This is a genomic window from Micromonospora carbonacea, from assembly GCF_014205165.1.
Lineage (GTDB): Bacteria > Actinomycetota > Actinomycetes > Mycobacteriales > Micromonosporaceae > Micromonospora > Micromonospora carbonacea.
Genome location: NZ_JACHMZ010000001.1, coordinates 2,875,420 through 2,888,075 on the forward strand (window position 1 = coordinate 2,875,420; position 12,656 = coordinate 2,888,075).

11 protein-coding genes are annotated in these 12,656 nt (G+C 73.1%); 4 read left to right on the forward strand and 7 right to left on the reverse strand.

Translation table 11 applies throughout. The annotated features are described in order from the left end of the window. Positions 1-121: 121 nt before the first annotated feature. The 4 genes from HDA31_RS12485 to HDA31_RS12500 form a co-directional block, all read right to left on the reverse strand. Positions 122-2,455, reverse strand: coding sequence for a beta-L-arabinofuranosidase domain-containing protein (locus HDA31_RS12485; RefSeq protein WP_178065186.1), 2,334 nt, complete (start codon positions 2,453-2,455; stop codon positions 122-124). Positions 2,456-2,804: 349 nt separating this feature from the next. Beyond that, entirely contained in the window at positions 2,805-3,812 is a 1,008-nt protein-coding gene (locus tag HDA31_RS12490) for a LacI family DNA-binding transcriptional regulator (protein WP_074477185.1), read from the reverse strand. A 375-nt stretch (positions 3,813-4,187) separates the two neighbouring features. After that, entirely contained in the window at positions 4,188-5,531 is a 1,344-nt protein-coding gene (locus tag HDA31_RS12495) for a LacI family DNA-binding transcriptional regulator (RefSeq protein WP_221486607.1), read from the reverse strand. 119 nt (positions 5,532-5,650) lie between these two features. Continuing rightward, on the reverse strand, positions 5,651-6,538 hold the full coding sequence (locus tag HDA31_RS12500; RefSeq protein WP_178065187.1) for a bifunctional helix-turn-helix transcriptional regulator/GNAT family N-acetyltransferase: 888 nt from the start codon (positions 6,536-6,538) through the stop codon (positions 5,651-5,653). Positions 6,539-6,634: 96 nt separating this feature from the next. On the opposite strand from HDA31_RS12500, the gene HDA31_RS12505 reads away from it, so the two are divergent. From HDA31_RS12505 to HDA31_RS12520, 4 genes are all read left to right on the forward strand, one after another. Continuing rightward, complete coding sequence (locus HDA31_RS12505; RefSeq protein ID WP_178065188.1) at positions 6,635-7,393, forward strand: IclR family transcriptional regulator; 759 nt, start codon at positions 6,635-6,637, stop codon at positions 7,391-7,393. Between the two features lie 244 nt (positions 7,394-7,637). Beyond that, positions 7,638-8,333: an MOSC domain-containing protein gene (locus HDA31_RS12510; RefSeq protein ID WP_178065189.1), complete on the forward strand. Its 696-nt coding sequence runs from the start codon at positions 7,638-7,640 to the stop codon at positions 8,331-8,333. After that, positions 8,330-8,533: a ferredoxin gene (locus HDA31_RS12515; RefSeq protein ID WP_178065190.1), complete on the forward strand. Its 204-nt coding sequence runs from the start codon at positions 8,330-8,332 to the stop codon at positions 8,531-8,533. Before HDA31_RS12510 ends, HDA31_RS12515 begins: the two co-directional genes overlap by 4 nt. Next, entirely contained in the window at positions 8,530-9,747 is a 1,218-nt protein-coding gene (locus HDA31_RS12520) for an NAD(P)/FAD-dependent oxidoreductase (RefSeq protein ID WP_178065191.1), read from the forward strand. Before HDA31_RS12515 ends, HDA31_RS12520 begins: the two co-directional genes overlap by 4 nt. A gap of 75 nt (positions 9,748-9,822) precedes the next feature. Here HDA31_RS12520 and HDA31_RS12525 read toward each other — a convergent pair whose 3' ends face one another. The 3 genes from HDA31_RS12525 to HDA31_RS12535 are packed head-to-tail and all read right to left on the reverse strand — an operon-like array spanning position 9,823 to position 12,601. Beyond that, positions 9,823-10,857 carry a nucleoside hydrolase gene (locus HDA31_RS12525; RefSeq protein WP_178065192.1) on the reverse strand — a complete coding sequence of 345 codons (1,035 nt, stop codon included), beginning with the start codon at positions 10,855-10,857 and terminating at the stop codon, positions 9,823-9,825. Then, positions 10,854-11,708 carry a carbohydrate ABC transporter permease gene (locus HDA31_RS12530; RefSeq protein WP_178065193.1) on the reverse strand — a complete coding sequence of 285 codons (855 nt, stop codon included), beginning with the start codon at positions 11,706-11,708 and terminating at the stop codon, positions 10,854-10,856. Before HDA31_RS12530 ends, HDA31_RS12525 begins: the two co-directional genes overlap by 4 nt. A 2-nt stretch (positions 11,709-11,710) precedes the next feature. Then, positions 11,711-12,601 (reverse strand): carbohydrate ABC transporter permease, encoded by an 891-nt coding sequence (locus HDA31_RS12535; protein WP_219824910.1) that lies wholly within the window; start codon positions 12,599-12,601, stop codon positions 11,711-11,713. Positions 12,602-12,656 lie beyond the last annotated feature (55 nt).

Here is a 12,656-nt window from a genome sequence, read left to right on the forward strand (position 1 = left end):
AACCACCCCAGCCACGGGTGCCCGCGTGTCACCACGAGCGCCCACCGACCCGGAAGCGGGCCACGCCGGCGACAGCGTCACCGGCGTGGCCCGTCCACGGTCGCGGGCGGGGCCTAGCCGTTCAGCCGTTGGCGACGAGCCGCCAGCGGTTGTCGGCGCTGCCGTTGTCGGAGTCCTGCACGGCCTGCGCGCCCTGGGCGGTGGAGCCGTTGAGGATGCCGAGCAGCTTGCCGCTGTTGACGTTGCGGATCTTGTAGGTGCCGTCGCCCTGGTTCAGCAGGGTCCACAGGTGGTCGGCGGTGCCGTTGTCGGCCCACTGTAGGACGCGGGCGTTGTCGGCGGTGGACATGTTCTCGACGCCGAGGACCTTGCCGCTGTTGACGTTGCGGAACTTGACGTTGCCGCCGTCGGTCACGACGACCCAGTTGTGGTCGGCGGTGCCGGTGTCGCCCCACTGGAGGGCGAGCCCGCCGTCGGCGGTGGACATGTTCTGGATGCCGAGCACCAGGCCGCTGCCGACGTTGATCAGCTTGTGGGTGGTGGTGCCGGTGCCGCCGCTGACGCTCCAGTAGACGGTGTAGTTGTAGCCGTGCGCGTCCTGGAACGGCGCGAGGTTGACCGTCGCGCCGTTGGCGGACGCGGTGAACGCGAGCGAGCTCGTGCTGGTCCGGGTGACCGACGTGGCGTTGAGCGAGGGCAGGGCGTTCAGGGTGGTGTTGCCGTAGTTGCCGGCCAGCACCATCGGGCCGTAGGTGACGGCGGCGACGGCCGCGTTGTCGTTGGCGGGGGAGAGCACGACCCGCATCGGCAGCCGCACGGTGATGGTGTCGCCCGCGGCCCAGGTGCGGGTGACCGTGGCGTAGCCGCCGGGCGTGGTGTCCACGCTCTGCGTCGTGCCGTTGACGGCGATCGTCGCGCCGGTGGTCCACGCCGGGATGCGCACCCGGATGCTCCACGAGCCGCTCATGGTGCCGGACAGGGTGAGGGTGGTGGTGTCGCCGACCGGGTAGCTGGTGCTCTGGGTGACCGTGATGCCGCGCTGGGACCAGTTCAGCGTCGACGGCGCGAACAGGTTCACGGTGAGCGTGGTGCCGTTGTAGAAGTAGATCGAGTCCATCAGCCTGGTGTTGACCTCCAGGCCGGTGCCCTGGCAGCACCAGAACGAGTTGTAGTCGGTGCTCCAGGTGCCGCCGCCCCAGGCGGGGCCGACGCCCCGTCGGCCGCCCGGCTTGAGCGGGGTGAAGTAGGTGACGTGGCCGTGGCCGTCGGCCGGGTTCTGTGCGCCGATGACGTGGTTGGCCAGGGCGCGCTCGAAGAAGTCGAAGTACGCCGCCCGGTTCGGGTCGATCAGCCACAGCTCCCGGGTCAGCTTCAGCATGTTGACCGTGTTGCAGTGCTCGCACGTGTCGTTGGTGAGGTAGCCGGCGATCGCGTTGGGCGGGCGGAAGTGCTCGGCCTGGCTGTTGCCGCCGATGACGTACGTGTGCGCGTTGACGGTCATGTTCCACGCGTTGCTGGCGATGTCGCGGTACCGCGTGGTGCCGGTCGCCTTGAACTCACGCGCCGCGCCGATCCACTTGGGCACCTGCGTGTTGGCGTGCAGCCCGTTGAGCTGGTCGGAGTTGCTGGCGAGCGGGTTGAACACGGCCGCGTGGTCGAAGCGCTGGGCGACGGTGAGCCAGCGGCCGTCGCCGGTGTACTGGTAGAGGTCGGCCAGCGCCTCGTTCATGCCGCCGAACTCGGTGCCCAGCATGTTCTGCATCTGGCTGGAGCTCAGCCGGGACGTGCGGGTGTCGACCCAGCCGGCCAGCGCCAGCAGCACGGTGCGGGCCTGGGTGTTGCCGATGTAGCGCCAGACGTCCAGCAGCCCGATGAGGGTCTTGTGGATGCAGTAGTAGGGCACGTTGCCGTTGGACAGGGTGCGCGCCTCCAGCGCCGCGAAGTCCGACTCGGGGAACCCGGACAGGTAGCCCGCGGTGAACCCGGCCGCGCCGTTGTTCGCCTGGCACTTGGCCAGCTCGGCGACCATGTAGTTCGCCTTGTCGCGGCAGGTGGTGTCGCCGAGGGCCGCGTACGCCTGGGCCCAGGCGGTCAGGAAGTGCCCCTGCATGTGGGTGCGGAACGGGAACGACGGGGCGTCCCAGCCGCCGTTGGACGCGGCGCCGTTGGTGGACAGGCGGTGGTTGGCGCGGAAGTTGTAGAGCAGCCGGTCGACGTCGACGAAGCGCAGGTAGCTCAGCGTGCGGTTCTGGTTGTCCAGCCAGCGGCCGGCGGTCAGCCGCACCTGGCCCGGCTCGAACGGGTACGCCGAGACGCCGGTGTCCGGTCGCGCCGGCGGGACCGCCAACGCCGCAGCGGCCGGCTGCGAGCCGGCGAACGTGGCGCCGGCCGCGGAGACGACCGCGGTCGCGCCGGCGGCCTGCAACAGCTGCCGTCGGTTGATGGGCAGGGGCATCGGACCTCCAAGGGGTGCCGGGCCAGGGACGGGAACTGCGGCCCGAGGGCAGGTCGTCGAGCCGGTAGGTCGCCGGGCTCGACCGATAAGCGTCGCGTTAACGTTCACATGCGACGACTGACATGTTACGTTCGACGCCTCGATTGATTCAAGAAGGTGATTCTATCGAGCTTCTTACGACTGGGAGGCGGGCATGTTTGCGCCGGTGAGCCGCCCGATGGCCCAGCGGTGGGCGCGCTCGTCGGCCGGCTCGGGGCGGGCCGTGGCGGGGCTTGCGGGCGGGGGCCGGGATGTTATCGCTATCAACCGGCGGTCGAGCGGTGCCGGCGCGGCGGTGCCGGCGGCGGGATCACCCGGGCGGCGGGCCGACGCTGCTGCGCGTCATCAACGTCGGGGACACGGTCTGCCGCAGCGTGCGGTCGACGCCGGACTCGATCTGGGTCAGCAGCAGGCTGAGGCTGGCCTTCGCCACGGTGTCGAAGTCGGGGCGGACGGTGGTCAGCGGCGGGATGAAGTAGGCCGCGTCGGGCACGTCGTCGAAGCCGACGACGCTGACCTCCTCCGGCACCCGCCGGCCGTGCTCGTGCAGCGCGTGCAGCACGCCCAGGGCGAGGTCGTCGTTGGCGGTGAAGATCGCGGTCACCCCCGGCGTGCGCGCCAGCATCTGCCCGCAGCGGTATCCCGACGCCGCCGACCAGTCCGCCTGCAACACGGGAGGAGCCTCCGCGCCCGCGGCCCGCAGCGTCTCCCGCCACCCCGCGATCCGGCCGGCGCTGTCGAACCAGTCGCCCGGGCCGGAGACGTGCCAGACCGTCCGGTGGCCCGCGTCGAGCAGGTGCTGGGTGGCCAGCCGGCCGCCCTCCACCTGGTCGATGGTGACCAGGGGCTCCGGTCGGCGGGGGTCGCCGTCGACGGTGACCAGCGGAATGTCGGTGGGCAGGCAGTCCAGCGCCTCGCCGGCGGACTCCACGGGCGCGATCACCACGATCCCGGCGACGCGGTGCGCCAGGTGCCGTTCGACGACGGCGGTGATGGAGTCGCGGTCCAGGTTGCGGACGCTGCCCACGCTGACGGCGAAGCCCGCCTCGGCCGCGGCGAGCTCGAACGCCGACAGCAGGGACGCCGGGCCGTAGAGCGTGGTGTTGAGCGCCACCACGCCGAGGACCTGGGACCGCCCGGTGACCAGCGCACGGGCCGCGCGGTTCGGGCGGTAGCCGAGCTGGCTGATCGCGGCCTGCACCCGCAGCCGGGTCTGTTCCCGGACGTTGGGGTGCCCGTTGAGGACGCGCGACACGGTCTGGTGCGACACCCCGGCTAGGCGGGCCACGTCCCTCATCGCAGGACCGCGTGCGGTCATCCCACCCACCTCTCCGTGCGCCCTCCCGGCCCGTTGACGCCGGGTGGTCGGACCGATGCTTCGCCGGGCATCGACCTCGGGGCACGCAGACACACCGCCGTGGACAACGCCAAATCAGCGAGAGTCTACGCGGCGGTGGTGTCGGGTGGGCTGGAGAAGGCGGCCGTACTGCGGCTGCAAACCGTGATGTTCGTCATCACGGCTCGCGGACGGGCGCGAGCAGACGACGGGCGGCCTGGGACGGCACCTTCCTTCTTCGCCGGCCGCCGTGGCCGGCGGCGCGCGCAGGGGACGGGCGGTATCGATCGGTTCGGATGCTATCGAAACGAGTCGGCGGCGACAAGGAGAGGTTTCCGAGGACCGCCGCGGCACCGGTCACCGCACGCCGGGAGCGGCGGTGCTGTCCCGTACGACGAGCGTGGTCGCCAGCTCGACGCGGGTCTGGGGGAGGCGCTGGTTGGTGGCCAGGGCCAGCACCATGCGGGCGGCGGCGGCCCCCATGTCGGTGAGCGGCTGCTGCACCGAGGTCATCGTCGGGCCGCACAGCCTGGTGTGCGGGATGTCGTCGAAACCCACGACGCTGAGATCCTGGGGGATACGCCGGCCGGTCCGGCGGGCGGCCTCGTAGACCCCCAGGGCCTGAAGGTCGTTGCCGCACAGCACCGCCGTCGGGGTCGGGTTGAGGCGCAGCAGGTCCTGGCCGAGGCTGAGACCGTCCTCGAAGGAGAACCAGGCCCCCGTGCGCAGCAGCCTCGGCTCCAGCCCGGCCCCGGCGGCCTCCATCGCCGCCCGCGCGCCGTCGAGCCTGGCCCGGGCGCAGAGCCGCTCGGTCGGGCCGGTGATCACGGCGATCCGCCGGTGACCCAGGTCGAGCAGGTGCCGCGCGGCCTCGAAGCCGCCGCTCCAGTTCGTCGCCGTCACCGAGGGGACGGTGTGCAGCGGCAGCTCGTCCGTCGGATCCAGCACCACCAGCGGGATCGCGCTCGCCCGCAGCAGGGCGTGCTGCTCGGAGGTGAAGCCGAGGTGCACCGCGATCACCCCCGTCGGCCGCCGCGCCAGCAGGTCGCGGGACCAGAACCGGCCCTGCGACAGCTGCCGCCGGGCGTCGGTGAAGCCGACGGCCAGCCGGTGCTCGCCGGCGACCTGCTCCACCCCGTGCATGATCGCCACCGCCAGGTTGCTCTGCATCCCGTAGAAGACCACCTCCACGATGGCGCTCGGGGTGCCCAGCTCCGGCCGGCGGTAGCCGTGCTCCCGCAGCAGGGCCTCCACCCGGGACCGGGTCCCGGCGGCGACGCCCGACCTGCCGTTGAGCACCTTCGACACCGTCGGCACCGACACGTCCGCGAGGCGCGCGATCGTGGTGAGCGTGTGTTCCCCCCGCCTGCGCCCCCGCCGTTCGACGCCCGCCGCGCCGTCCGTGCGCTGCTGGCCGGGCGGGGCGGCCGGGGGGCGGGCGGCCGCCGCACCGGCCGCCGCCGCGTCGACCTGCGCGCGGGCGGGCGGCCGGCGGTGCCGGCCCGCCGTGGCGAGCAGTTCGGCCCGCACCGCCTCGGCCGTCTCGATCGCGCCCGGCCCTGCCGGTATCGTCCGGGTGAGGTAGCGGCGTCGCTTCGACACGGGGTCGATCCCGGCATAGACCCGGACCCGCAGGGAGCCGCTGGGCAGTTCCTCGATCTCGCCGCGCGCCCGCCGGCGGGGCCCGGGCTCGTCCGACATGGAGCCAGGCTACTCCACAGTGGCTCCACGTCGATGCCCTGGCTCCACGGCTCCACGCAGGGTCCGGCGGTCACGCCCGGGCTCGGCGACCGGACAGCCCTGCCGGTCGGCCCCGTCGGTCAGGGGACGAGGCGCTTCTCGAACCAGTGGTGGGCGTAGCGCTCGGTGTTGAACGGCTCGACCTCGTGGTACCCGGCGGAGCGGTACAGGGCGATGGCCTCGGTGAGGCTGCGGTTGGTGTCCAGCCGGACGGCGGTCCAGCCGCGCGCGGCGGCGTACCCCTCCAGCTCGTCGAGCAGCCGCCGGCCGACGCCGAGGCCGCGCACCGCCGCGGAGACCCACACGCGCTTGATCTCGGCCGGCGCGCCGGGGCGCAGCTTCACCGCGCCGCAGCCGACGGGCTCGGCGTCGAGGGTGGCCAGCAGGAACACACCGGCGGGCGGGGTCAGCTCGTCGTCGCCGAGCGGGCTGCTCAGCGCCGGGTCGAAGCCGCCGTCGAAGCGCCGGGCGACGTCGCGGGCGTAGGCCCGCACGCACACCCGCGCCCGTGGGTCGCCCGGCGAGCACGGCGCGATGGTCACCCTCGACGCGACGAGCAGCCGCTCCACCTCGGCCATCGCCGCGACGAGCCGGGTGCGGCGTGGCCCGCTGAGCGGCGCGAGGATCGACCAGGCGAACGCGTCGGAGCGTTCGTCGAGCTCGGCCCACTCGGCCCGGCCGGCGTCGGTGAGCGTGGCCTGCCGGACCCGGCCGTCGCCGCCGCCCGGCGCGACGGTGACGAGCCCGTCGCCCTCCAGGGCGCGCAGGAGCCGGCTGAGGTGCCCGGAGTCCAGGCCGAGCCGGTTCCGCAGCGCCGCGACCTCGGCGCCGTCCGGGCCGATCTCCCACAGCAGGCGCGCCTGGGCGAGGGGCCGCCCGCGCGCCATGTACGCGTCGTCCAGCGCGCCCACCCGCCGGGTCACCGTCCGGTTGAACCGCCGTACCGTCGCGACAAGCTCCGTGTCCATGTGCCTGACCTTAGTCAGGTAAATGTCGGGGGGTGCGACGGGGGTCGCCCGCCACCCCCGCACGGCGTGCCGCGGAGTGCTTCATAGGGTGGAGGGATGCAACCCGTCGTGCGCGCGCTCCAGGTCCTCCAGGCGCTGTCCAGCCGGCCTGACGGAATGACCCTCCAGGAACTGCACCTGGCGCTCGACATCCCGCTGGGCAGCATGCACCGCATCCTTGCCGTGCTGCGCGAACAGCGATTCGTCAGCCGGTCGCCGATCGACCTGCGCTACTTCCTCGGTCCGGCCGTGCGCGATCTCACCGAGAGGAACGTGAGCGGGGCCGGCGGCATGCAGTCGCTCACGACCGTCGTGCGCGAGTTGTCCCAGGCCACCGGCGAGACGGTCTTCCTGACCGAGTTGCACGGCAGCGAGGCCGTCTGCGTCTCGTTGGTGGAGGGCACCTATCCGCTCCGGCTCTTCGTGCGCCTGGGGCAGGTCATGCCGCTGAACGCGGCCGCGGCGGCCCGGGTGCTCCTCGCCCACCTGCCGACCGCGGTCGCCGCGGAACTGCTCGGCGCGAGCGTGCTCGGCGAGTTCACGCCGGCGAGCCCGCACACCGCCGAGTCCGTCCTGGAGCGCCTGCCGGTCATCCGGGAGCGGGGCTACGACATCGCCGCCGACGAGCTCGACGAGGGCGTCTGGGCGGTCGCCGCCCCGGTCTTCACCTCGACCGGCCGGGCGACCGCCAGCGTGACGCTCGCCGGTTCGTCCGGTCGGTTCGCCACCGAGGCCGCCCGCAGCGCCGCCATCCGCAGCGTGACCGGGGCCGCCGCCCGAATGTCGGCGCACCTCGGCTGGACCCCCGGGGAGTAGCCCCGGTCCGTGCTGCCACCGCCTCCCGGCGGTGGCGCGCGCCCGTCCCTCGCCGCTCGTCCTGCCCCGCCTCCCGCGCCGCCGGCACGCCGCACCGGCCCTGTTCGCCCGCCGGTGTCGGAGGACACAGCCCTGACCAGTGCCCACGAGGGGCGGGATCGGGGCGAAGGGGATTCATCGCCACTGGTGTACGCGCGCGATGCTGTGGAAACATGCCTTCCATGATACGGAAGGAGTCGTGGTGATGGAGAGTCCTGACCTGCCGGTGGAAGACCTCGCGGGACGCATCGTGTGGCTCTGCGTGGGCGGCGCGTCCCTGCTGCGCAGCGGCGACCAGGAGATCCGCACGGGATACCTCAAGACCCCGGTCGACGAGGTCCGGGTGTCCCGTGCCGGGCTGCCCGGGGACGAGCAGGTCTACGAGACCCACGGCGGCCCGGACCGGGTGGTGCTGAGCTACTCCGTCGAGAACTACGCGTTCTGGCGCGACACCCTCGGGCTCGACCTGCCGCAGTACGCGGCCCTCGGGGAGAACTTCACCACCACCGGGCTGACCGAGTTCGAGGTGCACGTGGGCGACGTCTTCGCCGTCGGCGACGCCGTCGTGCAGGCGGCCCAGCCCCGGTCCCCCTGTCACAAGGTGGCCGCCCGCCACCGCCGGCCCAGGTTCACCATCGAGGTCGCCCGCAGCCACCGGACGGGCATCCTCTACCGGGTGCTCCGCGAGGGTGTCGTCCGCGTCGGCGACACCATGCGGCTCGTCGCCCGCGAGCCGCACGGCTACTCGATCGCCGACGCCAACCGCATCCTCATCGACCGCAGGGACCTCGCCGGCGCCCGTGCCCTGCTGCGGGTCGACTCGCTCGCCGAGGCGAAGAAGGCCGAACTGCGGGACCGGCTCGCCGCCGCCCCACCCACCGACCCCAAGGAGCTGTCATGATCCGCGTGCACGTCGACCTCGATCTCTGTCAGGGCTTCGCCAACTGCGTGATGGTCGCGCCGGACCTCGTCGACCTCGACGCGAACGGCAAGGCGGTGGCGCTGCGCGAGACCTTCCCCGACACCGACGAGGGCGAGCTGCGCGAGGCGGCCGAGTCCTGCCCGGCGGTCGCGATCCGACTCGAACGGAGCGCGCGGTGACGGGCGGAACGGTCGTCGTCGGCGCCTCCCTGGCCGGGCTGCGGACCGCGCAGCACCTCCGGGCCCTCGGCTACGCCGAACCGGTGACGCTGATCGGCGCGGAGCCGCACCTGCCGTACGACCGGCCGCCGCTGTCCAAGCAGGTGCTGCTGGGGGAGTGGCCCGCGAGGCGCACGCACCTGGTAACCGAGGGACAACTCGCCGAGCTGCGGGTCGACGTCCGGCTCGGCGTGGCGGCCACGGGCCTGGACCGGGAGCGCAGGCTCGTCACGCTCGTCGACGGCGGCCTGGTCCCGTACGACTTCCTCGTCGTCGCGACCGGCTCGCGGCCCCGCGAGCTGCCCGCCCCGAACGGCGGCCCGCACGTGCACACGCTGCGCACCCTCGACGACGCCCGGCTGATCGCGGCGAAACTCGGCCCGGGACGCCGCCTGGTGGTGATCGGCGCCGGCTTCATCGGCTGCGAGGTCGCCTGCGCCGCCGTGGCCGGCGGCGCCGCCGTGACCCTGGTGTCCCGCGAGACCGCGCTGCTGCCGCAGTTCGGCCCGGACGTCTCCACCTACCTGGCCCGGCTGCACCGCGACGCCGGGGTCCGGCTGCTGCTCGGCGCGCACGTCCGCTCGGTCGGGCCGGCCGGCGGCGACGCCGCCTCGGTCGTGCTCGCCGACGGGACGGTCCTCGATGCGGACGTGGTCGTCGTCGGCATCGGCGGCGTCCCGAACGTCGAGTGGCTGGCCGGCAGCGGCCTCGCCGGGCCCGACGGCGTGCCGGTGTCGCCGCACGGGCAGACGGCCGACCCGGCGATCCTCGCCCTCGGCGACGTCGCGGCCTGGCCGGGGCCCGCCGGCCGGGGCCGCCGACGTTCGGAGCACTGGTCGCACGCCGTCGAACAGGCCAGGACCGTCGCCCGGGTCGTGGTCGAGGGGCCGTCCTTCGACCCCGGGACCTTCGTGCCGTACGCGTGGTCCGACCAGTACGGCCGCAAGCTCCAGACCGTCGGCGAGGTCCCGGCCCGGTCGGGCCGGATCGTGTCGGACGGCTGGCACACCGCGGACCGTCGGCGGCACTGCCTCTACCTCGACGACCGCGGCGAGGTGGTGGGCGGGCTCTTCGTGGACGATCCCCGGGGCGCGGGGCAGCTGCGCCGGGCCCTGCAACGGGCCGGCGGGACACCCGACGCCGGCGTCCCCGGACGCCGGCCCGCCCCGGCCTGAGCGCCCGCGACGCACGCCGGCCCGGGGCCGACCGGACTTGCAGCGCAAGCCCCGTCGGCCCCGGGCCGGTGACCGCTACGCCCGGGATCCGGCCCGGTCCGACCAGCCGTGGTACGCCGCGAACATGGTCCGCAGGAGCCGGTCGTTGTCGACCGTCTTCACGATCCGCACGGGCTTGGCCCGGGAGATGTCGAGCCCGACGTGCAGCCGCAGGTTCTCCCGCGTCCAGGCGACCGGGCGGCCCCGGGTGAGCGTCCCCCGGGTCTCGACGTCGACCATCATCTCCTCGACGGTGACGATGCCCGGATCGACGAGCAGCGCCACCGCGAGGGGATCGTGCAGCAGGCAGCCGTCGATGTCGCGCCAGGCCGCGGCCAGGTCGATCCAGGGGCGGGTCGTCTGGACCACGTACCGGGCCAGCGCGGAGCGCTCCACGTCCACGAGGTCGAGATCCTGATGGCGCAGCAGCGTCTGCGACGTCGCGTCCAGCGGGAGCAGCGTGATCGGGCACCCCGAGGTCAGCACGATCCGGGCCGCGTCCGGGTCGATGCCGAAGTTCAGCTCCTGGAGGAACCCGGGCACGTCGAAGGCGCCCCCCATGACGACGATCTCCCGGACGACCTCCGGCAACCCGGGGTCGAGTTGCAGGGCCTGCGCCACGTTCGTCAATGGACCGATCGCCACGATGGTGATCTCACCCGGGTGGGCGCGGACGTGCCGGACGATCTCCGCTGCGGCGTCGAACGCCGTGCCGGGGTCGTGGGGCGCCGGCGGCGGCACGGCGGACCACGCGGCGCGGACCGCGTCGCTGCGGGTGACCCGGTCCTGCCGGCTGCGCCAGGGGCCGCTCGGCTCCAGCAGCGCGGTGCCCGCGCCGGCGTGCACCGGGATGTCGAGCCCGACCAGGTCGACGAAGGTGCGGGCGACGGCGTAGCCCTGGTCCCGATGGGTGTTGCCGGACACGACGGTGATCATGTCGAGCTGGATGGCGTCGGAGGCGACGGCGAGCGCCAGGGCGAGCCCGTCGTCGATGTCCGCGCCCGGGACGCCGTTGCCCGGGTCGCAGTCGACGATGATCCGTCGCCGCGACGGCGGGCGGCCGGCGCTCACTCCCGCTCCCCGGTGGAGGCGAGCGACGAGGCGAACTGCCGCTGCGCGAAGAGGAGCACGAGCAGCGGGACCACGGCGGTGAGGGTGGCGGCGGCGAACATCTGGCCGTAGTCGACGCCGGACTCCTGGGCGAAGTCGGCGATGGCCACGGGCGCGACCCGCACGGCCGGCGCGGGGGCGATGAGCAGCGGCCACAGGAACGACTGCCACTGGAAGACGAACAGGATCAGGCCGGCGCCGACCATCGACGCCCGCGACAGCGGCAGGTAGATCCGCAGGTAGATGCCGAACCAGGACAACCCGTCCATCCGGGCGGCCTCGCTGAGCGAGGTCGGGATGCCGAGGAAGAACTGCCGCAGCAGGAAGATGGCCAGGCCGTTGCCGATCGCCGGCAGGATCAGCCCGACGAGCGTGTTCTGCAGGTCGGCCTCGCGGAACGTCGACGCGAGCGGGATGGCGATCGCCTCGAACGGCACCAGGAAGCTGACGACCATGACGCCGAACAGCGCCGCGCGCCCGGGGAACGGGATCATCGCCAGCGCGAACGCGGCCAGCGACGACACGGCCAGCCCGAGGGCCACGCTGACCGTGGTGACCAGCACCGAGTTCAGCAGCGCGAGGGTGAAGCTGCTCTCGAGCACCGCGCGGTAATTGTCCAGCGAGACCGTGGAGGGGACCACCGTCCGGACGGAGACGGGGGAGAGGTAGCGGAAGATCTCCTCGCCGGGGCGCAGCGAGGAGACGACGGCCCACAGCAGGGGCGCGACGGCCAGGGCGGCGACCGGCACGACGAGCCAGAGCGTGCGGCGTCCGGTGCGCCGCTCGTTGCGTCTTGCGACGATGTCGGCCATGGCTAGTCCTTCCCGGGCAGCAGCCGGAACTGCGCGGCGACCACCACGATGACGATGCTGACGAGGACGACCGTCGCCGCGGCGGAACTGCCGGTGTCGGCCAGCGTGTAGGCGCGTTCGAAGATGAAGTTCATGATGAGGTTGGTCGATCCCTCTGGCCCGCCCTGGGTCAGGATCCGCACCGGGGCGAAGACCAGGAAGTTGGCGACCGTGTCGGCGACGAGGACGAACAGCAGGGGCCGGCGGATGCCGGGCAGGGTGATGTGGACGAACTGCTTCCACCCGCCTGCGCCGTCGAGGTCCGACGCCTCGTACAGGCTGCGGGGGATCTCGTGGATGCCGGCGACCAGGAAGGTCATCCAGTAGCCGACCCCGACCCAGCTGCACAGGATGACGATCGACATCAGCGCGGTGTCCGGGCTCACCAGCCACGGCACGGCCGGGATGCCGAGGGTGCCGAGGAGGCCGTTGAGCGGGCCGTCCGGGCGGAACAGCACGCCCCAGACGATCGCCGACACGGTCTGCGGGATCGCGATGGGCAGCAGGATCAGCGTGCGCCAGAGGCCCACCAGCGGGATGTGCCGGGTGAGTAGGACGGCCAGGAACAACGCGACCGCGATCTGGAACGGGTTGATGACCAGCGAGAACAGCAGGGTGACCTTCAGCGAGCCGAGGAACGCGGGGTCGCCGAACAGGTAGGTGAAGTTCGTCAGCGAGAACTCGCCGAGCCGGTTCGTCACCGCCGAGGTGACCGCCTCGACGGACGGGACGAGTCGTAGGAAGACCAGGCCGGTCAGGGCCGGCAGGAGGAACAGTCCGGCGGTGCCGAGCGTCCGCAGGCGCGCGCGGTTGCGGCTGCGACCAGCTCGGGGGCGCGGGGGTGCTTGTGTCACGTTCGTGTCTTTCCGATCGGGGCCTGCCGGCCCCGGGCGGCGCGACCCGCCGCCC

What these genes read in the sequence shown, in the direction of transcription:
- HDA31_RS12485 (WP_178065186.1), bottom strand. Translation starts at nt 2,455, where the DNA reads ATGCCCCTGCCCATCAACCGACGGCAGCTGTTGCAGGCCGCCGGCGCG.
- HDA31_RS12515 (WP_178065190.1), top strand. Translation starts at nt 8,330, where the DNA reads ATGATCCGCGTGCACGTCGACCTCGATCTCTGTCAGGGCTTCGCCAAC.
- HDA31_RS12490 (WP_074477185.1), bottom strand. Translation starts at nt 3,812, where the DNA reads ATGACCGCACGCGGTCCTGCGATGAGGGACGTGGCCCGCCTAGCCGGG.
- HDA31_RS12505 (WP_178065188.1), top strand. Translation starts at nt 6,635, where the DNA reads ATGCAACCCGTCGTGCGCGCGCTCCAGGTCCTCCAGGCGCTGTCCAGC.
- HDA31_RS12500 (WP_178065187.1), bottom strand. Translation starts at nt 6,538, where the DNA reads ATGGACACGGAGCTTGTCGCGACGGTACGGCGGTTCAACCGGACGGTG.
- HDA31_RS12510 (WP_178065189.1), top strand. Translation starts at nt 7,638, where the DNA reads ATGGAGAGTCCTGACCTGCCGGTGGAAGACCTCGCGGGACGCATCGTG.
- HDA31_RS12530 (WP_178065193.1), bottom strand. Translation starts at nt 11,708, where the DNA reads ATGGCCGACATCGTCGCAAGACGCAACGAGCGGCGCACCGGACGCCGC.
- HDA31_RS12495 (WP_221486607.1), bottom strand. Translation starts at nt 5,531, where the DNA reads ATGTCGGACGAGCCCGGGCCCCGCCGGCGGGCGCGCGGCGAGATCGAG.